Origin of the sequence: Microbacterium sp. HMWF026 (assembly GCF_003061325.1) — a bacterium.
Taxonomy (GTDB): Bacteria; Actinomycetota; Actinomycetes; order Actinomycetales; family Microbacteriaceae; genus Microbacterium; species Microbacterium testaceum_E.
On sequence record NZ_QAJB01000044.1, the window covers coordinates 1 to 20,697 of the forward strand.

The 20,697-nt window shown below is 65.2% G+C and carries 25 protein-coding genes and 1 pseudogene; 10 read left to right on the top strand and 16 right to left on the bottom strand.

What is annotated here, in order from left to right; all coding sequences use genetic code 11:
* Positions 1–224 precede the first annotated feature (224 nt).
* On the top strand, positions 225–1,352 hold the full coding sequence (locus tag DBR36_RS01905) for a beta family protein (protein WP_108317330.1): 1,128 nt from the start codon (positions 225–227) through the stop codon (positions 1,350–1,352).
* Here the strand turns inward: DBR36_RS01905 and DBR36_RS01910 are convergent.
* Positions 1,276–1,887, bottom strand: coding sequence for a sce7726 family protein (locus DBR36_RS01910; RefSeq protein ID WP_108317331.1), 612 nt, complete (start codon positions 1,885–1,887; stop codon positions 1,276–1,278). The genes DBR36_RS01905 and DBR36_RS01910 overlap by 77 nt on opposite strands.
* Positions 1,888–1,925: 38 nt before the next feature.
* On the opposite strand from DBR36_RS01910, the gene DBR36_RS17170 reads away from it, so the two are divergent.
* Together DBR36_RS17170 and DBR36_RS18215 are read left to right on the top strand one after the other, a co-directional pair.
* Positions 1,926–2,420 carry a hypothetical protein gene (locus DBR36_RS17170; protein WP_146185172.1) on the top strand — a complete coding sequence of 165 codons (495 nt, stop codon included), beginning with the start codon at positions 1,926–1,928 and terminating at the stop codon, positions 2,418–2,420.
* A gap of 659 nt (positions 2,421–3,079) precedes the next feature.
* Positions 3,080–3,298, top strand: a complete 219-nt coding sequence (locus DBR36_RS18215) for a hypothetical protein (protein WP_258222509.1) — start codon at positions 3,080–3,082, stop codon at positions 3,296–3,298.
* Between the two features lie 244 nt (positions 3,299–3,542).
* Here DBR36_RS18215 and DBR36_RS17175 read toward each other — a convergent pair whose 3' ends face one another.
* From DBR36_RS17175 to DBR36_RS01925, 3 genes are all read right to left on the bottom strand, one after another.
* A complete protein-coding gene (locus tag DBR36_RS17175) occupies positions 3,543–5,015 on the bottom strand; it encodes a P-loop ATPase, Sll1717 family (protein ID WP_270352215.1) in 1,473 nt (490 codons plus the stop codon).
* Between the two features lie 166 nt (positions 5,016–5,181).
* Complete coding sequence (locus DBR36_RS01920) at positions 5,182–5,373, bottom strand: hypothetical protein (protein WP_146185174.1); 192 nt, start codon at positions 5,371–5,373, stop codon at positions 5,182–5,184.
* Positions 5,374–5,409: 36 nt separating this feature from the next.
* Positions 5,410–6,006, bottom strand: coding sequence for an ABATE domain-containing protein (locus DBR36_RS01925; RefSeq protein ID WP_108317333.1), 597 nt, complete (start codon positions 6,004–6,006; stop codon positions 5,410–5,412).
* Between the two features lie 87 nt (positions 6,007–6,093).
* Here DBR36_RS01925 and DBR36_RS01930 point away from each other — a divergent pair, with 87 nt between their 5' ends.
* Positions 6,094–7,272: an epoxide hydrolase family protein gene (locus DBR36_RS01930; RefSeq protein ID WP_258222510.1), complete on the top strand. Its 1,179-nt coding sequence runs from the start codon at positions 6,094–6,096 to the stop codon at positions 7,270–7,272.
* A 106-nt stretch (positions 7,273–7,378) separates the two neighbouring features.
* Here DBR36_RS01930 and DBR36_RS18800 read toward each other — a convergent pair whose 3' ends face one another.
* The 3 genes from DBR36_RS18800 to DBR36_RS01940 form a co-directional block, all read right to left on the bottom strand.
* Positions 7,379–7,663 (bottom strand): WXG100 family type VII secretion target, encoded by a 285-nt coding sequence (locus tag DBR36_RS18800; RefSeq protein WP_108317334.1) that lies wholly within the window; start codon positions 7,661–7,663, stop codon positions 7,379–7,381.
* Between the two features lie 105 nt (positions 7,664–7,768).
* Entirely contained in the window at positions 7,769–8,251 is a 483-nt protein-coding gene (locus DBR36_RS17180) for a hypothetical protein (protein WP_146185175.1), read from the bottom strand.
* Positions 8,248–8,475 (bottom strand): hypothetical protein, encoded by a 228-nt coding sequence (locus tag DBR36_RS01940; protein WP_146185176.1) that lies wholly within the window; start codon positions 8,473–8,475, stop codon positions 8,248–8,250. Before DBR36_RS01940 ends, DBR36_RS17180 begins: the two co-directional genes overlap by 4 nt.
* A gap of 306 nt (positions 8,476–8,781) precedes the next feature.
* Between DBR36_RS01940 and DBR36_RS01950 the strand changes: the two genes are divergently transcribed.
* Entirely contained in the window at positions 8,782–9,441 is a 660-nt protein-coding gene (locus DBR36_RS01950) for a formate/nitrite transporter family protein (protein WP_108317337.1), read from the top strand.
* 28 nt (positions 9,442–9,469) lie between these two features.
* Here the strand turns inward: DBR36_RS01950 and DBR36_RS01955 are convergent, their stop codons facing one another.
* A complete protein-coding gene (locus tag DBR36_RS01955; protein ID WP_108317338.1) occupies positions 9,470–10,726 on the bottom strand; it encodes a multidrug effflux MFS transporter in 1,257 nt (418 codons plus the stop codon).
* 46 nt (positions 10,727–10,772) lie between these two features.
* Between DBR36_RS01955 and DBR36_RS01960 the strand changes: the two genes are divergently transcribed.
* Positions 10,773–11,237 (top strand): MarR family winged helix-turn-helix transcriptional regulator, encoded by a 465-nt coding sequence (locus DBR36_RS01960; protein ID WP_258222511.1) that lies wholly within the window; start codon positions 10,773–10,775, stop codon positions 11,235–11,237.
* A 113-nt stretch (positions 11,238–11,350) separates the two neighbouring features.
* On the top strand, positions 11,351–11,608 hold the full coding sequence (locus DBR36_RS01965) for a nuclease (RefSeq protein ID WP_108317339.1): 258 nt from the start codon (positions 11,351–11,353) through the stop codon (positions 11,606–11,608).
* A 520-nt stretch (positions 11,609–12,128) separates the two neighbouring features.
* Here DBR36_RS01965 and DBR36_RS01975 read toward each other — a convergent pair.
* Together DBR36_RS01975 and DBR36_RS18805 are read right to left on the bottom strand one after the other, a co-directional pair.
* Positions 12,129–13,217, bottom strand: a complete 1,089-nt coding sequence (locus DBR36_RS01975; protein WP_146185177.1) for a hypothetical protein — start codon at positions 13,215–13,217, stop codon at positions 12,129–12,131.
* Between the two features lie 524 nt (positions 13,218–13,741).
* Positions 13,742–14,212, bottom strand: a pseudogene (locus DBR36_RS18805) (carboxymuconolactone decarboxylase family protein); the annotation flags it as partial.
* Between the two features lie 210 nt (positions 14,213–14,422).
* Between DBR36_RS18805 and DBR36_RS01985 the strand changes: the two are divergent.
* Together DBR36_RS01985 and DBR36_RS01990 are read left to right on the top strand one after the other, a co-directional pair.
* Positions 14,423–14,680 (top strand): nuclease, encoded by a 258-nt coding sequence (locus tag DBR36_RS01985; RefSeq protein WP_108317342.1) that lies wholly within the window; start codon positions 14,423–14,425, stop codon positions 14,678–14,680.
* Positions 14,681–14,888: 208 nt separating this feature from the next.
* Positions 14,889–15,659 carry a hypothetical protein gene (locus tag DBR36_RS01990; protein ID WP_108317343.1) on the top strand — a complete coding sequence of 257 codons (771 nt, stop codon included), beginning with the start codon at positions 14,889–14,891 and terminating at the stop codon, positions 15,657–15,659.
* Positions 15,660–15,784: 125 nt separating this feature from the next.
* Here DBR36_RS01990 and DBR36_RS01995 read toward each other — a convergent pair whose 3' ends face one another.
* Complete coding sequence (locus DBR36_RS01995) at positions 15,785–16,132, bottom strand: aldehyde dehydrogenase (RefSeq protein WP_081317335.1); 348 nt, start codon at positions 16,130–16,132, stop codon at positions 15,785–15,787.
* Positions 16,133–16,537: 405 nt separating this feature from the next.
* Positions 16,538–16,747: a DUF1653 domain-containing protein gene (locus DBR36_RS02000; protein WP_108317344.1), complete on the bottom strand. Its 210-nt coding sequence runs from the start codon at positions 16,745–16,747 to the stop codon at positions 16,538–16,540.
* 156 nt (positions 16,748–16,903) lie between these two features.
* Between DBR36_RS02000 and DBR36_RS02005 the strand changes: the two genes are divergently transcribed.
* Positions 16,904–17,671 (top strand): alpha/beta fold hydrolase, encoded by a 768-nt coding sequence (locus tag DBR36_RS02005; protein ID WP_258222512.1) that lies wholly within the window; start codon positions 16,904–16,906, stop codon positions 17,669–17,671.
* 35 nt (positions 17,672–17,706) lie between these two features.
* Here the strand turns inward: DBR36_RS02005 and DBR36_RS02010 are convergent, their stop codons facing one another.
* From DBR36_RS02010 to DBR36_RS02025, 4 genes are all read right to left on the bottom strand, one after another.
* Positions 17,707–18,999 carry an MFS transporter gene (locus DBR36_RS02010; protein WP_258222513.1) on the bottom strand — a complete coding sequence of 431 codons (1,293 nt, stop codon included), beginning with the start codon at positions 18,997–18,999 and terminating at the stop codon, positions 17,707–17,709.
* A gap of 86 nt (positions 19,000–19,085) precedes the next feature.
* Positions 19,086–19,667, bottom strand: a complete 582-nt coding sequence (locus DBR36_RS02015) for a hypothetical protein (RefSeq protein WP_108317346.1) — start codon at positions 19,665–19,667, stop codon at positions 19,086–19,088.
* 30 nt (positions 19,668–19,697) lie between these two features.
* Positions 19,698–20,279 (bottom strand): helix-turn-helix transcriptional regulator, encoded by a 582-nt coding sequence (locus DBR36_RS02020; protein WP_108317347.1) that lies wholly within the window; start codon positions 20,277–20,279, stop codon positions 19,698–19,700.
* 94 nt (positions 20,280–20,373) lie between these two features.
* The coding region (locus DBR36_RS02025; RefSeq protein ID WP_308810933.1) for an NAD(P)H-hydrate dehydratase at positions 20,374–20,697 on the bottom strand (324 nt) is incomplete at its 5' end.

Here is a 20,697-nt window from a genome sequence, read left to right on the forward strand (position 1 = left end):
CGGTTGTTTCACCCCCGGCGGGGGTGGGGGAGAGGGGGAGTTTACGTGGGCGTTACATGAGCGGATGTCGGGGACCGGAGCGCCGCTGGCACGTGGTTGGCTGTTAGTGCGCGGGGTGTCTTGTCAGGCGGGCTCGCTTCACGATAAACATCTCGCGCATCCTCGGACCTCGCCCCCACTTGTGTGTATGGTCCTATCAACGGGGAATTAACGGGGGGGCGACGTTGACCTACTTTCCTATCCTGAAAGCCCGCCAGGGCGAGCTGAAAGCGCTAGAGCAGTGGCGCGAATACGAACACCCGTGGGTTTTTCCCATCGTCGAGGTGATTCCCTGGGTCCGCAGCGAGGACTCAGATGAATCACCTCAGAACGAACAGGAAACTCAAGAGGTGACGGCCGCAGTTGGTCGACTCGCGAAGGCGTGGTCAGGGAAACACTCGACGCTCTATATAGACGCCGCGTATGCTGAGCCGGACCTTGAGGGCAGTGGACAGCTATGGCGAGATGTTCAACCTGTCCTGGCGCGTGTACTTCGAGGGCTCGATGAGCGAGGAGTTGTCGCAGCACCGGTAGTGCGGGCGGGCGCGGATCCCGAGTACGTGCAGCAAATCCCTCGGATACTACCGCGAGGCGAGGCGATCGCTGCGATTCTTCGCGTTACAGCCGAGGACCTCGATGACTCCATCATGCCTCTCCGGCAGGTCATCAATCGCACTGCTAGCGCTCTGCAGATGCCTGCTAAAGACATCGCGGTGGTTCTGGACTTGGGGGAAGTTAAGGACGACTCCGCAATGTTGCTGGCGGCACGACTCGCTCGATTTGTCCTGCCTCAACTCGCCCAGGATTCTTGGAGCGAGTTGGCTGTCGCGGCCGGCGCTTTTCCCGTCAACCTCGCCGATGTGCAGGCTCACCAGGTGGCCAGCCTCGCTCGCTGGGACCTCCAACTGTGGCGGTCTCTTCGCACATTCGAATTGCCGAACGGGCGAACATTACGGTTCGCGGACTACGGCGTTGGACACCCTGTCTTGCCCATTGGGGGAGCTTTCGCCGCGCCACCGCAGCTTCGATACACGCAGGAAGATTCTTGGCTTGTCGGCAAAGGTAAGCGGCAAGAGAGGCGCGGTCATCAGCAGTTTTACGACATCTGTGCTGCGATACTAGCGAGGCTAGGGCCAAACGCGACGCCGCCGAGTGCCTCGTGGGGGGATGAGATTATCCATCTCGCGGCTCAATCAGCTTCCTCGGCTATGCCGTCAGTTGGTCCCGGCAATGCGTCTACGTGGCGGGCGATAGCAACGTCACACCATCTGGCATATACGGCCGATCAGCTTCGCGCGGGGGACGAGCTCTAAGGCGATGACGCACGACCGACCGAAGCTCATCGAGCGTGAGAGTTTCTACGAGCGCATCCCAGACGTCCCATCGGGTGGCCTTCGCCCAGCGTCGTTGAATTCCTCGGCCCACGAGTTCCTGGACCGCTTCATCGCGCCACAGAAGCTGTGCCACGCTGAGTGCATCAATGTTTCTGTTCCGGCGTGCCATCCGCCGCGGGCGCAGGGCCACTCCGTCGGGCGTTTCGATCGCCTCGACAATGCCCCACCATTTCGGCACGCGGTCTCGAACACGCGCCAAGTCCCTCGTCGATGCCACGATGCTGACGTAGTCGAGGACTTGGTTGTAGCTCTGCACCTGTCCGGCAAGTCGGTCGAGATTGTCGCGGGGCGACTTGATCTCCCAACCGCTCAGCGCACCATTGACGAGGCACAGGTCCACTCGCGCCGCGCCAAGGAGCACACTGAACTCAGACCACAGGCGGTTCTCGGCGGCGTCCTGGTGCTCCGAGCGCAGCATCGCAGCGAGAGCCATGCGGATGTCATAGTCGAGCACGAGACCGAAGATAGTCGCATTCCAGCGGTCGAGTCGCCATGATGGTCGCGATTCTGACGGTTCTCGTGGAGGTTGCGGAGCAGATGAGCCCACCAGCTGAGGACTGGTGGGCACGGGGGATCGCCGCTATCGGTGTCGCACTGAGCGGAGCGGCACTTCTTAGGCTGCATCTCGAAGCGCGAAGGAAGCGTGCGGCAGGGTTTCCGGACTCGCTGCGAGAGCATGTGGAGATACTCCTAAACACTCTCGTGGGTGCGACGCAGCGTGCCGAGCGGTTATCTGATCTGAACACCACGAGTTCCGGGTTCCGTATCGAGGAACTGAGTTCGTCCGTCCCGAAGCTCGCCGATCGACGCCTGAGACACCTCGTGGAGCAGTTCTGCCGTGCTGTTTCTGCGGCACGTGTGGGCCAGCGAGAGCCGATGGATGCGCCTCTGACTCACGGCGAGATGGAGCGAGTTAGCGTTGCGATTGGGCGGGCGAAACAAGTTACCCAGAGACTCGACCGCCTCGCACGGATGGCGCCTGGTTGAGCGACCCGTTGGTCGTCATCGACCCCAGCCTGGAGGTCTCCGCTCGAGGGAGGGCGTGGGTCGGCCGAGCGAACGCCGCCGGGGTTGGGCCCGCGGTGAGACGACTCGGCAGCCTTCACGGCTTGCCAGAGCGTGACCGCAAGGCGTTTGTCGCTATGTTCTGGTCCGCGTGGAAAGTCATGGACGACGATTGGCTAGCGCCGGACGGGCAGCACACTGGCCCTCACCCGATTACCTCGCTAGCTGACGTGGTGGTGGAGACGAAGACGCTTCTCCGACGGGAGAGCGCGACGCTCGCAGCGAGGAGAACCGAGCTACTTGACCTCATAGTTCAATCTGGAACAGCTGCGCTACATCGCGGGCCAGAGGTATACGCGTTCGGCGTGATGCGTCTGACGGAGGCAGTTGGCCCCGTTCTGTCCGCGTCGCTCGCTAGACGTTCCCGTTATCTGGCATGGTTTTCTGAGCATTCTTATATCGACGATCAACCGATCATCATCGTTGGGGACAACGGGCGCGCGCGGTACTGATCTGCCGAAGAAGTGATCCACAAAGTGGGCCATCTAGACGAGCGTTCGGACGCTCTGAGCGCCACCGAACGACAGCGGATCGAGCACACCCGTGTTTTCGAGAGGAACCGTCTCGCGTACGCGAGGGTCATGGCGACCGCGCCGCAGACGACCGGGTACTCCCTGGTCGACTCGCCCGTCGGGCTGCTCGCGTGGATTCTCGAGGAGTTCTTCGAGTGGAGTGACACGGTCGACTCGCCGTTCGAGACCAACGCTCCTCTCAAGCGACGTCGCGAATGCTGTCAATACCTCGACGACCTGGCCCACGCCAGTTGGATGCAGACTCACGCGTACGAAAGTCCAGACTGAAGGCGAATGAATTGTCCGGCTGGATGCGGGGAATCCTCATCTGTGGGCATGTTGGCATGAAAAAAGCGGAACCCGCGGATTGCCGAATCGCGTAGGCGCTCGAGGTGGCGGGCGACTATCGGCGACCGTCCCTGCGGATGACACCGGCGCGAAAGAACTCAGTCCATGACGCAGAGCAACCGTGCGGATCGCCCTGCCGTGCTTCGACCGCTAGCGGTTGCGTCTAGGGGCTTCACTGCCTTTGTCAGTTCCAAGGGACAGCCCAGGCGTATGTCAGGGCATTGTGGACGACCAAGTTTCCATGTAGATAAACGTCGTTGTCGTCTCGTCGGTGGAAAAACTGCAGGTATCGCGTTTCGCCTTTTCCGACTTCGTTACCGATGGCGCCTGCGAAGAAGAGCCACTTTAGAGCATCATCCGCACCCGGTGCCGCTGTGGAATCCAGGTTTTCGAGGGCCTTTTTATATGCATCGCGCGTGAATCTACGTGCTCCTACGTTGCGCAAGGCATCAACCACCGCGCGGCCACTTTCACCCGATCCCCCTCGGCCGACGAGTTCGTTTCTGACTGCATCGACGAAGTACTTCGTGGCGTACTGCAAGACCCCTTCTCTGATTGTTTCCTGGCTGAGAATTGCTTCGGTTTGGGGCGAGTGACTTGCAACGGCAGCTTGACGTATGTGCTCAAAAAGCTGCAACAGATCACGTGGTGTGTGTCGTGTGAGATTCAGTAGGTAGTTGTAAACATTGCGCTCGGCTCCTCTGCCCTTCAGTCTTATCTCCGGGGGAAAGAAACGATTCACGACGTCAACCGGGGGGATCTTCAGCAGGGATACCGACTTCCGGTCGACCAGATTAAAAAGGGGTGCCGTCGAGACCTCGCCCGACAGGATGCGCCAGTCAAGTTCGATGGACCAGTCGGCGCGAACCTTCCCGCCATCGGGTAGGTCGAGCCTCGAAAATACGTCGTTGCGAAGCAGAACAACCACGCTTCCCGGCGCTCGCGCGGCCGCGAGACTCTGATTCAGGCTAAGAGCAGTCTGAACGAGAGCGGAAAGCGCCGGGATGTACTCGTTCGAGTTCAAATAAATAGAATCAAGTCCGTCCAACACCAGCAAATAGCGATTGTTGGTGCCTGATTCTTCGCTCACCCATTTCTCGAGATACGGCAACAGGTGCACCAAGTGAAGAGACTCAACCGACTCGCGGCTGAAAATTTCTCCAACTTTCGGGATTGGCACTTTCCAGGTGTTCTTTGTGGCCTTGAGAATTGCGGCCTTCGGTGTTGGATCTAGAAACCCATACTCGCGGAGCTTTGAGACAACTTGTACGGCTTCTGCGTTCTTGTTTAGATCACTACTCTGGTCTTCAAGAATTATGTCCACCAGCGCGCACAGAAGGAGGAATCTCCAGGCGTTCAAAGATCGGCTGATTCCGGGCTCGTCCCCGGTCTTGAGCTTCGTGACATCTGCTAGCGGCAACTCGGACACGTCTCTTGGATGTACGACACGGTTGTGCTCTCGTGAGGTGGCCTGCAAGAACCAAGCCAGAGCCGTCTTGCCGGCACCCTTCGGCCCCAGGACCAGGAATCGTCCGCCGTCGACAACCGACCTCACCAAATCTCGATGATCTACGTAGCTCGAGATGAAGCCGTCTGGTTCTCGGATGGCCTCTGTTCGAGCGTCCGCTTGCCCAAAGTAGAGTTCATGAAACCGCATGGAGCGATTGTGTCAGAACGGGTGCGTATGAGGTCCACTGACTTCTTCTGCTTTCTCACGCCGTGCTTGTCGCGGGCGCCTCATCGGGCGTGTCGCCGACCTGTATCTCGACAATCGGGTCTTCGCTATCTCGCTCCGACTCTCATTGGCCGCCCATGAAGAGAGATCAGGTGGTCATCGAGGCCATCATGGCCTCGCTCTTCATGACCATGTCGTCGCAGGCCACGGCGCAGTAGCGGCACATCTCCTCCGTGTCGGCGTAGGCGCGGCACTCGGCGGGGCACGCTTTGCCCGTGGTCCTGCGGGCGCTCATCGTGGCGCTCATCATGTCCGTATTCATGCCGGCGGGCCGCATCATTGTGTGCATCCTCGCCTGAGTCATCTCGACCACGTTCTAGTACATCGCCGTTTTGGGGCTGTGCAACGCGTCATCGGTCGACTCACGCCGCGCCCGCAACCGCGCCTTCTTCTCGTGGTTGCCGCACGTGTTCATGTCGCACCAGCGGCGCGTTCGGCCGCGACTCGTGTCGAAGAACGCCGCGCGGCAGGTGGGGGAGGCACAGAGCGCGAGGGCGCCGGGGCGCACGCCGGCGAGGATCTCGATCGCGTCGGCAGCCACAACCCCGAGGGCTGCCGCGACCGTCGCGGGCTGCCCGAGGAACCACCGCCGGTGGCCGTCCTCGCCGAGCACCGCCATGGCGCCGCCGCGTGCGCTGAACCCGTTGATGACCTCGACGGCGTCGCGAGGGCGCGGCCGCCCGACGGCCTGAGTCGACGCCGCGATGTGGATCGCCTCGCGCAGCTCCACCGCGGCGGCGAGCTCGTCGGTCGAGCACGCGTCGACCGCGAGGTCCACCTCCCGCAGCCAATCCGCGAGGCGCGCGGGGGTCGGAATCCGCTCTACGGATGCGCCGAACCGTTCCGTGAGCGTCCCCGTGAAGGTGGTGGCGAGCACGGAACCGAGACGGAACTCCGGATCGCGAACAGTCATGGAACCAGCATAGGCGGTTCCACTTCCTCGGCCGAGGTGTTAGAACCGTCACAGCCGGTTCTACTCGCCGGTCGACGAGGGGCATCGATGAGCGACCAGATGACGACAGACCGGATCGAGCGCTTCGAGCCGCACGCCACCGACGAGGACCTCGCGGTGCTGCGGGCACGACTCGCGGTGACGCGCCTCCCCGAACGCGCGCCAACATCTCGCGATGCGCGAGGCCGCGACCGGTGGGACCAAGGCCCGCCCCTCGCCGACATCGTCGAGCTCATCGAGTACTGGCGCACCACCTACGACTGGCGGCCGTTCGAACGCCGACTCAACGAGATCGGCCAGTTCCGCACGGTCATCGACGGGCTCGGCATCCATTTCCTCCACCGCCGTTCGCCACGGCCGGATGCCACCCCGCTCGTCCTGACCCACGGCTGGCCGGGGAGCGTCGCCGAGTTCGTCGACGTCATCGACGAACTGGCCGAGCCCGAGGATGCCGAGACCCCGGCGTTCCAGGTCGTGGTGCCGTCGCTGCCGGGGTACGGCTACTCCGACAAGCCCGCCGAAGAGGGGTGGGGCACCGAGCGCATCGCGGCTGCGTGGGTCCAGCTCATGAGCAGGCTCGGGTACGACCGCTTCCTCGCTCACGGGGGCGATTGGGGTGGGCCGGTCACCATCGCGCTCGGTGGGCGGTTACCGGCGCACGTCATCGGCATCCACACGACGACCCCGATCGCGCCGCCCGGGCTGAGCCTCGACGTGCTCGACGACACCGAGCGGCAGTGGGTCGAGCACACGCGCGCCTTCGAGAGGAACCGTCTCGCTTACGCGAAGGTCATGGCGACCTCGCCGCAGACGATCGGGTACTCCCTCGTCGACTCGCCGGCCGGGCTGCTCGCGTGGATCCTTGAGAAGTTCTTCGAGTGGAGCGACACGGTCGACTCGCCGTTCGAGACCATCTCGCGTGATCGCTTCCTCGACAACGTGACGTTGTACTGGCTCACCGCGACCGGGGCATCAGCCGCACGCATCTACTTCGAGAGTCATCAGTCGCTCGACCCCGACCTGCGGGTGACGGTGCCGGCGGCCCTCACCACCTACCCGCACGACATCGAGAAGCATCCGCGGCCCTGGGCGGAGGAACGGTTCCGCCACATCGTGCGATGGCGGGCGCCCGAGGCGGGTGGTCACTTCCCCGCGCTGGAGATGCCGGGGGAGTTCGTGCGCGATCTGCGGGAGGGCATGAGGGCCGTCTTAGCGGCCTCATCGTGAAGCGTACGTTCCTTCACCGATTCCGTAGCCGGCTACGTTTGCGACCGTCGCCTCGCCGCACCGGGTTACGCGGCAAGGAGTCCGTTCGCCGTCCTGCCAAACGACCTCAGGCCCACATGCGCGCAACAATTGCGTTGGCTCCGCACAAGGCGGTGCCTGACTTTTCGGCCGTGGTGGAGGGCTGCTCCAGCGCTGAATGCATGTCTTTCATAGAGCGGGTCCACTCCTGTTGGGCTGTCTCGTACGTATGACGTGCCTCACCAGACCACAGTTCGCTTCCTTCTTTCACAGCCTCCTCCAACTCGTGGAGGCAGACTCGGATTGCAAGGGCACTCGCTCTCAGCTCTGCTACCAGGAGGGCATGACGGTCGCTATCGAAGCTGATTGTCATGATCTGTCGCTCGTTGGCACGCCGGCTAAGCGGTAGCTGGAGAGCATGATCCGGTCAGTCACGGCACCTTCTTCAGCGGGAGTGCGCCATTGCCGCAAGAGACGCTCATCGACTCCTGCTCGAAAGGTCGAGCTCACGCAAAGCGTAAGTTGGAGGCGGCTCGAGTGCACGCACGAACTGTAAGAAAACTGCCGTCGCTACATCGGCATCAAAGACCTCGTCATCGAATAGGCGCGCTGAGCCCGCACCATCGCTCCAAGAAATCGTCTGGGTCGGTTCGCTCGGACGGGCGTCGCCTCGGCCCAGTACTGAGACCTGCCACACTCCCTTGGAGTCGAACCTCCCCCACTCGATGGTCATGGCATCAGCGGTGCCCGCAGCCTGAAGCATTGGCGGGGGTGGCCCGACATCGCGCACGAAGGTCGATCCATCCGGCATCGGTTGGACCGTGATGCTTGACCAGCCTGGCTCACCGAGGTGGTGAAGCACGTTGCTCAGCGTCCTTGCCGCGTGGTCAGGAATGCGATCTAGCGTCGTTCGGGAGCCACTCGACAGCACGAACTGAAACGCGGCGAGGCGGTCAGTCACGGAACCTCCTTGAGTATGACTGCAACGATAGGGATGGGCTCGCCATGAATGCGAGCTGAAGCGGGTATGCCCTCGTTCACAAGCTCATCGAACGCGCGCTGATCGGCGGTCCTCGTCGCCCCGCCGGACTTCACTTCAATGGCGGCGTACGTCCCGTCATCGTTCCTGATGAGGCCGTCGTAGAAGCGCCCGTTTGGACTCCCACCGTCCACGTCAGCTCGCACGCGACCACGCTCGATTGAGACTCCGCGGCTCACCTCCACTTCATCGAGCCCCTGTTTTCTTCTCCACCCACGGACGTGACCTCGGACGAGGCGCGAAGTGCCCCTAATCGTCTCGCCCCCCACCGGTATCGACGCCCTTCTGCTTTTGCTCGCATTCAATGGGTTGGCCCTGATCGGGGGTGGGGCCCTCGGTCTGCTCTTCATCGCCCCACTCGTGGCTGGCGTGCTCGTCCGTGTCGCGATCGAAGAAGACCTCCTTCGCGCGGAGTTCGGCGCGAGTCACACCGATTACGTCAGGGCGACACCGTGGATGTTGCTGCCACGGATCCGATCGCCGCCTACCTTGCGGTGCTGCACCAGACGGGGGATCACCTTCTCGCAGGCCTGGCGTTCAGCGCCGGGCTGATCGCGCTGTTCCTCGCTCATAGCGAGCTGTTCACCGAGAACTTCCTCATGCCCATCGCCGCTCTGGTCGCCCGCGAGGGCACGATCTGGCAGCTGGCGCGTCTGTGGGACGGGACCCTCGTGGCGAACCTCGTCGGCGGGTGGGTGTTCATGGGGTTGCTCACCACCGCCTTCCCCGAGTGGCATGACACGCTTGCCGAGTCGGCGCACCACTACGTCGACGCTCCGTTCGGGTGGCAAAGCATCGTGCTCGCCGTGCTGGGCGGGAGCACCATCACGCTGATGACGCGGATGCAGCAGGGCACGCAGTCCGATCCCGCCAAGATCGTCGCGACGATCATCGGCGGCTTCCTGCTCGCCGGTCTTCAGCTGTTCCACTCGATCCTGGATTCGCTGCTCATCTTCGGAGCGATCCAGTCGGGTGCCGACATCACCTACCTGCAATGGCTGGGGTGGTTCGGATACGTCCTGTTCTTCAACGTGCTCGGCGGGCTCGTGCTCGTCACGGCTCTTCGACTGTTGCGCACTAAGGAACTGCTCGAGGACCGTCGCAGGTCGTGACGGTGGGTGGCCCTCCCCCCAGGGGAGCTCAGCGACCCGGGGTGGTGCGCGCCGCGGCCGTCCCTTCCTCGCGCCGCGTGACCACCAGCGCCATAACGGCGATCACCGCAGCCGCGAACATCACAACCGCCAACGGCGCAGCCGTCCCCTCGCCACCCAAACTCACCAACGGCGACACCAGAGCCGCGAGCCCGAACTGCAGCGCTCCGAGCACGGCCGATGCGCTGCCGGCGATCTGCGGGACGGCGCCGAGAGCCAAGGCGGTGGCGTTGCCGAACACCAGACCCAGCGACCCGACGGCGGTGAAGAGCGGAACCGTGAGCCAGAAGACCGGCGCCCCGAAGAAGACGAGCAGCGCGAAAGCGACGGTCGACGCGGTGACGAGCGTGATTCCGAGCGTCAGAATGCTCTCGACCGAACGGGTGGCGGTGAGTCTCGGCGACAGGGCGCTCACGACCACGAGGGCGAGCGCGTTCAGGCCGAACATCATCCCGTAGCCGACCGTGTCGAGTCCGAGCATGTTCTGGTACAGGAACGGTGAGGCAGAGATGTACGCCATCATCACCGCGAACCCGAAGGCGAACACCGCCGTGTAACCGAGGAAGGTCCGCGACCGGAGTGCGCGGAGGGGAGATCCGGATGCCACCCGCTCGGCGCGAAGCTCATCTCGGCGCGAGCGCAGGTGCGTTTCGCGCACCACCACGAGCACGGCGACGAGCATGGCGATCGACAGCCCCAGCACGATGGCCAGCAGCCCTCGCCACCCGATCGGCCCGGTGAGCAGACCCCCGAGGAGCGGAGCAATGACCGGGGCGACGCCCCCGACGATCATCATGAGCGAGAAGGCCCGCGCGGCGGCCTTGCCGGTCGACAGGTCGGAGATGACCGCGCGGCCGATCACCATCCCGGCGGCTCCGCCGAGACCCTGGAAGAGGCGCGCGGCGACGAGCACGGCGACGTTCGGCGCGAAGACCGCGACCGCGCTTGCGATGACGCACAGAACGGCACCGGTCACGAGGGGCGGGACGCGACCGAACCGGTCGGAGAGCGGGCCGAACACGAGCTGCCCCGCGGTCACGCCGATAAGGAATGCCGTCAGCGTGAGCTGCACGGTCGTGGCCGACGTCGCCAGCTCCGTGGTCATCTGCGGAAAGGCCGGCAGGTAGAGGTCGGTGGCAAAGGGGGCGACGGCGCTCAATAGTCCGAGCACCAGCAGGAGCGGCGTCGTGATGCCCCTCGACGGGGATGCCGGTTGCGTGCGTACGGAGTCGGTGTGCGTCGTCATAGTTATGAAAGCATAACTGGTTATCCCCGGCTGGTACAGTCGGCCCGTGGCCCCCGCGATCTCCGACGACGCTCTCGCCGAGTTCGCCGACGTCGTGATGCGCATCGCGCGCGAGATTGATCCGAACGGTCCGCACGCACCCGACATCGTTCCCCTCACGGGTACGGAAGCTCTCGTCATGAGGTGGGTGCATCACAACCCCGGCGCCTCGCCGAGCGCCGTCGCCAAGGCCACCGCGCTGCAGCGCAGCAATTGCAGCGTCGCGCTGCGCTCGCTTGTCGCGAAGGGCATGATCGAGCGTCAGACCGCCCCGGATGACGCCCGCGCGGTGCGTCTGCTGCCCACCCCTCTGGCGGATGAGAGCGTGCGGAAGCTTCACGCGTTCTGGGTCGAGCGCCTTCGCGCGGCGCTCGAGGGAGATGACGCCGGGGTGGAGGCGGCGGCTGCGCTGCTCGCGCGCGTGGAAGGCGGACTGCAGCGCGGAGACGACGCGACGCCGTCCCCCCACTGAGGCCCTCGGGAAGGCGCCGACCCGGTGTTACGCCCGGCTACGCCATAGATCGCCCGCCGCCACGGCATCCCGTAGCTTCATTTCACCAACCCCCTCCGAAGGCAGGTGAAGCCATGTCCCGCACGATCTCGTCGACAGTCCACCCGATCCAGCGCTGCATGGCAGCCTCGAATCCGTCGGCGTGGTGGGACGGTTTCGTCATCGCCGCGGATGGCGCGACGGTGACGGTCGTTCTGCTGAACGGTGCGACCACGGAGCTGCGGGTCGTCGGTCCCGCGGTCGATATCGCGATGGGGGAGCCGGTGTCCTACCACCCGGTCGCGGAGCTCCTCAGCGCAGCCGCGATCACCACGACCGCGCGCGCCGCGTAAGGCGCCCGCCGCCATCGGCGCGACCGCGCGCACGGCATAGCCGAGCGGCCGCCGACGAAACGTCAGCGGCCGCGCGACTGCATGCATTCCTGCATGGCATCGATGTCCATTGACTTGATCATCGACGCCGGCGCAGGACACGTATGCCGAGGATAAGAACGTGCGTGACGCTGACCACTGATGAGGCGTAGACGCCGGTAGTGGTCAGCGCGACGTGCCCCGTCAGAAAGGACGAACCGTGATGAGCAGATTCAGAGCGTCGGCGGGTCTTCAGTGGGAGTGGGGTGCTCACGCACCGTTCCCGCCGAGATGAGCAGAGCGCCAGTGACGACAGATGCAGAAATCAACGCCGACCCGACCAAGATCGCAGCGAGGAGCGACTGTCGAAGTCGCAGACTCTCGCAGATAGACGCGTCGTACACCAGCCCCGTACATGCCCCAGCCGGAACGGTACCGGCGAAGAGGAACGATCCAGCAACGACGGCGACAGCACAGGCCGTGAACGCGACAAGCGCCGCAGTCACACGCATGAGTACCTCAAGTTGGGCTTGTAGGCGTACAGCGTTCCGCTTACCTTCGTCTCCTCGCGCATCGAGCCTCCGGCTGCCGTCGGAACTCCCCACCGGCGCACTGTCTTCACTTGGTAGGACGTCTTGTCCGCTTGAGCAAAGAGCGAGGCGGTGCCCGGCCCGTTCGGAACTCCACAGGTCGCCGTGAACTGCCAGGTCTCCCCATTGGTGACGTTGATGGACCCCGAGATGACGGAATACGAGACCCCGAGGGAGGTCTGCGTCGAGGCGGTGACCTGGTACGCCCGGCTCACCGAGCAGGTGCGTCCGCGTGCAGCAGTACACGAGTTGAGAAACTGCCAGCGCGGCACTGTCCCAAGTCGCGACACATTGATCACCGAGGCGGTTGTGTAGTCCACATAGGTCGCAGGGTCGGCAACGATCGGGAACGAAGATTCCTCCGAGAAGTCCACTACCTGCGTGATGGTGTTCCCGCTCACCTCGTAGTGCGTCGGGACGGGGTCGCCGTTTGCATCCTTCGCCCACGGGGCGGCGACATACAGCGCAGGGATCGACGATCCCGCCGGCGTCGCCGAGACATCCCCATCAACGCCCCGCTTGAGCGTGAGCCCATCCGGGAGAGAAATCGGATACGCGTACTGGCGGGGTGCGGACGCGTTCTCGATCACGGTGGTGATCTGGACGCCGCCATCGTCGCGAATGATCGGGACAGTGTGTGAGGCATTGTTGTTGTCGTAGACGGCCACGCCCGAATCGCTCGGCATCGCAGCTGAGTCGGCTTTTTCCGAGAACGGAAGTCCGACAGCGATGGCCGCATCTCCCGTCCCGAGAACGATGCCGACCTTCGGGTCGTTGGGAACGGACACCTGCAGACCACCCGCGTCGGCGATGAGTCCCATTCCGGTTACTTCGACACTGTCTCCTCCGACCGCTGTTATCGGCCCGACGTCTTGGATCGTCTGCACAACCTCATCCGGATTGACGGTCTCATCAGCTGCGTATGCAGGGACCACCCCACCGGCAACCAGGATTGCTATCCCAAGTCCCGTTAGCGCGCTAATTGACTTTCGTACTTCCATCGAATTGCTCCTTCGCGAGGGATGCGCCCGGCGGATCCGGCAGGACCGCGTGACGTCTTCGGCGACGTCTCTGGGTGGGGCGTTCGCGAACGTATCGGCCCCGTGCTTCGCGCCCATGAGCTTCCTCCAAGGGTGAGGAGCATCCTGGGTTTCGTGAGAGACCGGATTATCGGTAACTCGTAAGGGCCAACCGGGGTGGCGAGGCCGATCGGCTCGCGGACAGAGGGGTTCAGCCTTCGAACCGACTTCACCCGCTGGGTGATCTTCGACTAGGGCGTGTCTACGGAAGGTGTCGGTCCAGGCGACGGGTGCGGGCTCGAGGGGCCTCGACCGCGCGCCGCGGGCAACCGCGTCACACCACGGTCAGCAGGTCGCGCTCCGCGAACGCCTTCTTCACCACGAACGTCGCGTTGAGCGCGCGGGGGAAACCGCAGTACACGGCCGCGTGCAGCATCGCCTCCGGTGATCTCGGTCTGCGTGCGGCCGACGTTGAGCGCCGCGTTCACGTGCACGTCGAGCTGTGGCTCGCACCCGCCGAGGGCGGTCAGGATGCCGAGGGTGACGAGCTGCCGATCACGAGGCTGCGGCCCGGGGCGCGCGTAGATCTCGGCGAGGGCCCACGCGACGACCTGGTGCGCGAGTTCCGGGGACACGTCTCCCAGTGCCTCGATGACTTTCGCGCCGGCCTCTCCGTCGACGGCATCCGGCACCTCTCTGCCGCGCCCGGACTGCTGCTGTCGGGGTGGGTCTCGGTCACGGCTCCCGCCTCTCTTCGTCTCGTCCCCCGTAGGCTCGGCGATCGACGCTGTTCTTGTCGCCGAGGGCGCGTTCGTGCGCGCGGAGCTCGACGAATGCTCACCGTCGGGTCCATCGTCATCCGCGTCCACGACCTCTGCCGGCCGACGCGGACTATGTGATCCTCGGAGACCCCGAGGGCAACTGGTTCTGCGTCGTTGACACGGGTTCGCGCGAAAGCGCGTGATCGCGAGGGCCACTCAGCTCCATGGTTCCGCGCGACGCTGAGATGCAGGCGGTGCGCCCCGCTCTACCCACGCCCGCTCGCGCTCAGCGAAGTGTTTTGAGGCGTCCGAGGGTCCAACGTTCGCAAAACGCCGGGTGTTACGACCCACTACGGCCCGGATCGCCCGCCCCCGTGGCATCCCGTAGCTTCATTTCACCAACCCCCTCCGAAGGCAGGTGAAGCCATGTCCCGCACGATCTCGTCGACAGTCCACCCGATCCAGCGCTGCATGGCAGCCTCGAACCCCTCAGCATGGTGGGACGGTCTCGTGGTCGCCGCCGATGGCGCGACGGTGACGGTCGCTCTGCTGAACGGTGCGACCACGGAGCTGCGGGTCGTCGGTCCCGCGGTCGACATCGCGATGGGGGAGCCGGTGTCCTACCACCCGGTCGCCGAACTGCTCAGCGCGGTGACGATCACTACGACCGCGCGCGTGGCCTGACCGATATGGCTCAGGACGATGGGGAGGGTTCTCCCGCCGTCCTGGTCGCCATTCTTGCGGCCCTGGTAGTCGCGGTGATCTTCGCGGCGACATCTGGGTTGTTGGCGACTTTCCTTGATCCGGCGTAATCCTGGCCGCGGTGAGCAATAGAGTGCGATTCATGTCACTCCGCCGGGACGGTCCACGACGGCGAGCAGCTAATGAATGGGTGCCGCCGCGTATTTGGCAAGTCCTTTTCGCTTGGTCGCCTCTCCTGTCGATCATCGGTGCTGCGGCGGGCGGAGTCTTTCTCATCCGCGCGATCCTGGTCACATCGAACGACGAGTACACGTTCGGCCCCGACATACCAATCGCTGGAGCGGTGCTCCTCCTGTGGGGAGCGGGTGTGTGGGCACTCCTCAGCCCGCCCTCGTCAACGCTCGCGCAGGAGGTGGACGGAGCATCGCCGTCGGGCGTCATCTGGTCCCTGGGTCGGCGCTTCCGTGCCTGGAACGTCGGTGCGGCGCCCGTCGCAGGGCTGCTGCTCGGGATGTTGAGCGCCCCGAGCCTCGATCTGCTCGCTGAGATCGTGAGCGGTGCGCCGTCGGAGTCTGTGCACGACCCGGCCTTGCTCGCCCTGGGTGGCTGCGTGTTGCCGGTGGCGCTCATCACAGCTCGGTTCCCGTTATGGGGTGCGGAGCTTCGGTCCGAGCTCCTCATCGTGCGGGGCGTGCTGTGGACTCGCCGCTATCGGAAGAGCGAGATCGTCAGCGTCCATAGTCACGAGGTGACCGGACTCTCTGATTACGTGCTCGGCGTCTTGTTCAACAGCCATCGCTCTGTGTTTTACGTGATGCGGATGCAACTGACAACTGGCCGCACGAAAACGCTTTATGCGTCCACATCGAGCAAGCCGGATATCGACCGAGCAGCCCGGATCGTAACCACGTGGATGGCGGGCGCTGGTGCGGCCGTTGCCACCGCGGCGGCAAGGTCCTGACGTCGTACGTGGGCGTTGCCAGGCTTGCGCGGACGATCGGCACGGGTGCGACTCTCACGACCGCGTGCGCCGTCTAGCCGAGCGGCCGCCGACGATACGTCAGCGGCCGCGCGTGAAGAGAGAACTCAGGCGGACATCGAGGCCATCATGGCCTCGCACTTCATGACCATGTCGTCGCAGGCCATGGCGCAGTAGCGGCACATCTCGTCCATGTCGGCGTGCGCGCGGCACTCGGCGGCGCAGGCCTTGCCCATGGTCATGCAGGCGGTCATCATGGCGCTCATCACGTCCATGTTCATTCCGGCCGGACGCATCATCATGTGCATCGTGGCCTGCGCCATCTCGACCATGTTCGAGCACATCGCGCAACACGTCGCCATTTCGGGGCCGTGCATCATGTCGCTGCCGGCGCACATTGCCGCGGCCATCGCGCACGCGTTGAGCGACTGCATGCATTCCTGCATGGCATCCATGTCCATGGTCATCTCGCCCATGTCCATCGACTTCATCATGGCCATCGTGTCCATTGCTACTCCCGTGTTCTCGGTGTGACGGAGGGACCGGATGCCGCGGAGGGACTCCGGCGTATCGGCGATGCTACGCCCGGGAGCGCGAGCCACGACAGGGCGCTGAGGAGTTTGCTCAGTTCGTCATGACCGACCAAAATGCGTCGCCATACACACAACGAGCCGATCGCCAAGACCCAGCGGGCGCGCACGCGCGTCTCTTAGGCTCACGGCATGGCGAAGAACAAGAAGTACGGACTGTTCAGCTTTCTTTTCGACGTGATCCTCACGCTGATCACGGGCGGACTCTGGCTGATCTGGATCTTCGTGCGCGAGATGCGGCGTCGCTGAGGCGCACCGCCCCAACTGCTGTCAGACCACCCGACGGAATCGCGGCCCCGAGTATCCGTCGCGATCGACCGTCCCGGTGAACATCTCGATCGGGCGCACCCAGTACGAATAGTCGTCGTAGAGCTTTCGGTACGAGACGAAGACCTCTTCGGTCTCGGAATGCCGCGTCGTTCCGAACACCTCGTAGCGCTGGCCCTTGAAGTGTTCGTAGATGCCGGGTTCGATCGTCACTCGCAGCCTTTCTCGACGATGTCGCGAACTCCCACGATACGGAAAGGCGCGTCCGACGCCGGCCGTCCGTGATCGTGAACGGCAACCGCGTCATATCTCCGGACCTTCCCGCAACCCTCAACCGGGTGACGGCATTCGAGACCTACGGTGGCGGCCGTGCCCCACGTCGAAACGCGCGACCACACCGTCGGCGACCTGTCTTTCCGCTCGTTCTCGACCCGCCGCCCGGACGCGCCGACCTACGTCCTGCTTCATGGCATCGGGATGTCGCATCGCTACCTCGAGCGACTCCATGCCGACCTGGCGACGGATGCCGAGGTGCACTCGATCGACCTTCCCGGTTTCGCCGGACTCCCCACGCCCGGGCGAACGCCCGGCATCCCGGACATGTCGAGGGCTCTGGGGCTCGCCCTGGACGAGGTAGGGGTGCGGGAGGCGGTGGTGGTCGGGCACTCCATGGGCGCGCAGTGGGCGGTGGAGCTGGGCATCCAGCGGCCCGACCTGGTCAGCGGCGCCGTCGCGTTCGGACCCGTCACCGACAGCGAACGTCGCGGGCCGCTCACTCAGGCGGCGCTGCTCCTGCGGGATTCCGCGCTCGAACCGCCGCGCCTGAACGGCATCGTCGTCAGCGACTACGCGCGCTGCGGACCCGCCTGGTACGCCCGCCAGGCCCGGCACATGCTGAGCTACCCGATCGAGGACCGCGTCGCGCGGCTGACCGTGCCCCTCCTCGTCCTGCGCGGAGGCAACGACCCGATCGCACGGCAAGCCTGGGTCGAGCGCCTCGCCGCGCGTGCCGCGGACGGCGCGGTGGCGGTGGTCCCGGGCCACCGTCATCTGGCCCAGTTCACCGCGCCCGCCGCGTCAGCGGGGCGGATCCGGGAGTTCGTCGCGACGAAGGTGAGCAGTCAGCTGTCACCGTGAGCACTCGCAGCAGCTCCGCGCGAAACGGGCTCCGATCACGCCATCGCGTGGTCGTCGTCGTGCCGCGCGGTGCGAAGCGGTGAGAACAGGATGACGAGCGCCGCCGCGGTGAAGATGAGCGCGGCGGCACCGATGGTGACCGAGAAACCGAAGACGGTGGCGAGCGATCCCGCGAGAAGCGCCCCGAAGAAGAACACGACCCGGTTGGCCGTGCGGATGGTCGAGTTCATGCGGCCCTGCAGGGAATCGGGAGCGACGGCCTGGCGGTAGCCCATCTCGTTGGCATCCTCGATCCCCTGGGAGAGGGCGTAAAGGAATTGAACGGCGGCGAGCAGGGGGAGGAGGATCGCGAGGGACGTGGCGGCGGTCAGCGGAAGGACTGCCACCGCCAGCCAGGGCACGACGGTGATGGTGCGCCCAAGGAGGATCGCACGGCCGGCGCCGAGGCGCGCGCCGATTCGCGGGGCGACGAGCGCACCGAGGAAGCCGCCCACGCCACCGGCGGCCAGGATCAAGCCGAATGCCCACTCGGGTACCCCGAGCTCCCGCAGCACGAAAACGCCGAAGAGCGTCGTCACGATGCTGTGGGCCAGGAACCACGTGTGCACCGAGAGAGCGAGCGGGCGCAGCGTGCGGTGACGGTAGGTGTATCGCACTCCCTCGACGATCTCGTGTCCGAGATGGCGGCCGATGGGGCGGGGCTCGGCCCGCGCCTCTCGCACGCGGATGCGGGATTGCAGCAGGCCCGACACCGCCAACATGAAGGCCTCGGCGAGGAAGAGCAGGGGGACTCCGACGAGGGTGAGCAGCAGGCCGCCGATCGCGGGGCCGGCTGTTGCTGCGACGGTCGCGCTCTGACCGAGTCGGGCGTTGGCCATGACGAGGGAACGCCGGGGGACCAGGTGGGGAAGGAGGGGCTGCGCGGCCGAGTCGGCGAACAACGACAGAACGCCGAGGGCGAGGATCACTGCCGCCAGCGACCAAAACGTCAGCGTGCCCGTGAGGAGCAGCACCGGGATCGCCGCGAGAACGAGCGCCCGGCCGAGGCTCGTCAGCACGAGGGTGGGTTGGCGCCGCCACCGGTCCATGAGGGCGCCGATAATGAGCCCGAGGAAGAGATACGGCACGACCCCCAGGGCGCTCAGGACGCTGATCTGCATCGGCGTCGCGCCGATGACCGTGACGATCAGGACCTGGAATGCGACGCCGGCGATGGCCGTCCCGAAAGCGCGGAGGGTCGTGGCGCTCCAGAAGAGGGCGAACGCCGGGGCGCGCAGCACCTCGGCCGGCCGGACGGGTCCGGCTGCTCCCGCGGCGGCGTTGCTCACGCCGACCAGCCTAGGTGCGGCCTGCGAACGCGATAGTGGAACGTGGCGTGGCATCCGCCCCGTCGGCGGTCGGATGCAGGCCTACTTCACGAGAAGTCGGGTATTTCGGGTCGGCGTGGTGGGTCGAGCGGCCCGTCGCCGAGAAGCGCGTGCACTCGGTCGAACGTTCGAGGGGTGAGATCCTCGCCGGGGAAGAATCCATTCAGCAATGCCTCCGCTTCCTCAGCGGTGTGAATGTCGAGGACGCCGAGCAACGCAGCGACGTCCCCGGCGTCCCGAAGACCCCGCCTTTCCATTGCGCGAAGCTTCATAGCGAGGAGCATCTCAGCGGACGCCGCCTGGATGACGATGCCGCCGTGGTCGTAAAGGGTTGTCCATTCGACGCTTCGGCCCATGCCGCTGGGGAGAAATCCCGTTGCCCTGTCGTTGATCCACTCGTCGGGCCACCCCCGCTGCCGGGCGACTTTCGCCGCCGCCGCGGCGACGACTTCGGGTGGCGAGACGGTGCCGTCGACATCCGCGGTTGCGGGCCGGTCGCGGTCGATGGTGAGCGCGATGGCCGCCCCGCCGACGATCTGGATGGTCGCAACGCTCCCGGTCGCCCTCAGATCGAGAATGAGGTCGCTAAGACCAGTGATGATGTCATCGCGTCTCAACGCGCCGGTCATGGGACTCCTGGGTCGTCGGTGACGGATTCGTTACACGCTGGCGAGTTCACCGCGCTCGATCGCGACGCCGCGCTCGAGAAATTCCGCGGGCACGTCGGTGGGATCCGCCGTCAAAGGGAGGGGTCGTGCACTGCGTTGGGGTTCCCAGAGAGCTTCGGGGTGTCCAACGGTGCCCGTCACCCAAGAGGGGATCGGAGCGGACGCTTCACGCAGGCGCAGTTCGACGAGCGCGGCGATCGCATCTCCCCACCGAGAGTTCGAGGTGTCCGGCTCTTCCGCGGAGAGGAGGACTCGTGTCACGGGATCCGACGAGGCGAGGTCGTCAGCAAGCTGAAGGAAGCGGCGGTATGCCCTCGCGTGCTCTCCCTCGTGTTCGGCGCGAATGATCTCATCGGCGGCGATCGCGGCGGGCGTCCGGCCTCGCGCCGTCACCGGTACCCATGTGACGCCGATCGTCGAGGCGAGTCGGTCGAGGGTCGACGACGTCGGATCGCGGTGACCGTTTTCGATCGCACTGAGATTGCTGGCACCCACTCCTGACTGCGCCCCCACTGTTCGGAGGCTCACTCCGGAGCGTCTGCGCGCTCGGCGCAGCGCGGCTGCGAAGCTCATGGCGCCTCCTTTTGTTATCTGAAACGATAACACCGCGCTCGCTGCGAGCAACGCGAGCGGGCTCCAAGAGCGCTGGGGCGTAGGAACCGCCCCGTCAGCTCTCGTGCACCACCGCGGTCAACTCCGGCAGCAGGTCCCGCGCGAGGAAGCCCATCCCGACGCGCTCGGTCAGTCGGTCGCCGGCGCGCGCGTGGGTCCACCCACCCCAGACGGCGGCGCGCTCGGCATCCATCCCCTGCGCCGCGAAACCCGCGATCGCGCCCGACAGCACGTCGCCGCTGCCCGCGGTACCCAGGCCCGACCCGCCGGGCTCGGCCTGCCAGCAGCGGCCGTCAGGATGGGCGACCGTGCCGAAGCAGTGCACCACCGCGCGATAGCGGCGGGCGATCTCGACGACGTCGGCCGCGCGGTCCTCGCC

Coding starts and splice junctions, on each gene's coding strand:
- DBR36_RS17170 (WP_146185172.1), top strand. CDS start 1,926: ATGATGGTCGCGATTCTGACGGTTCTCGTGGAGGTTGCGGAGCAGATG.
- DBR36_RS18215 (WP_258222509.1), top strand. CDS start 3,080: ATGGCGACCGCGCCGCAGACGACCGGGTACTCCCTGGTCGACTCGCCC.
- DBR36_RS17175 (WP_270352215.1), bottom strand. CDS start 5,015: ATGCGGTTTCATGAACTCTACTTTGGGCAAGCGGACGCTCGAACAGAG.
- DBR36_RS01920 (WP_146185174.1), bottom strand. CDS start 5,373: ATGATGCGGCCCGCCGGCATGAATACGGACATGATGAGCGCCACGATG.
- DBR36_RS01925 (WP_108317333.1), bottom strand. CDS start 6,006: ATGACTGTTCGCGATCCGGAGTTCCGTCTCGGTTCCGTGCTCGCCACC.
- DBR36_RS01930 (WP_258222510.1), top strand. CDS start 6,094: ATGAGCGACCAGATGACGACAGACCGGATCGAGCGCTTCGAGCCGCAC.
- DBR36_RS18800 (WP_108317334.1), bottom strand. CDS start 7,663: ATGACAATCAGCTTCGATAGCGACCGTCATGCCCTCCTGGTAGCAGAG.
- DBR36_RS01955 (WP_108317338.1), bottom strand. CDS start 10,726: ATGACGACGCACACCGACTCCGTACGCACGCAACCGGCATCCCCGTCG.
- DBR36_RS01965 (WP_108317339.1), top strand. CDS start 11,351: ATGTCCCGCACGATCTCGTCGACAGTCCACCCGATCCAGCGCTGCATG.
- DBR36_RS01975 (WP_146185177.1), bottom strand. CDS start 13,217: ATGGAAGTACGAAAGTCAATTAGCGCGCTAACGGGACTTGGGATAGCA.
- DBR36_RS01985 (WP_108317342.1), top strand. CDS start 14,423: ATGTCCCGCACGATCTCGTCGACAGTCCACCCGATCCAGCGCTGCATG.
- DBR36_RS01995 (WP_081317335.1), bottom strand. CDS start 16,132: ATGGATGCCATGCAGGAATGCATGCAGTCGCTCAACGCGTGCGCGATG.
- DBR36_RS02015 (WP_108317346.1), bottom strand. CDS start 19,667: ATGACCGGCGCGTTGAGACGCGATGACATCATCACTGGTCTTAGCGAC.
- DBR36_RS02020 (WP_108317347.1), bottom strand. CDS start 20,279: ATGAGCTTCGCAGCCGCGCTGCGCCGAGCGCGCAGACGCTCCGGAGTG.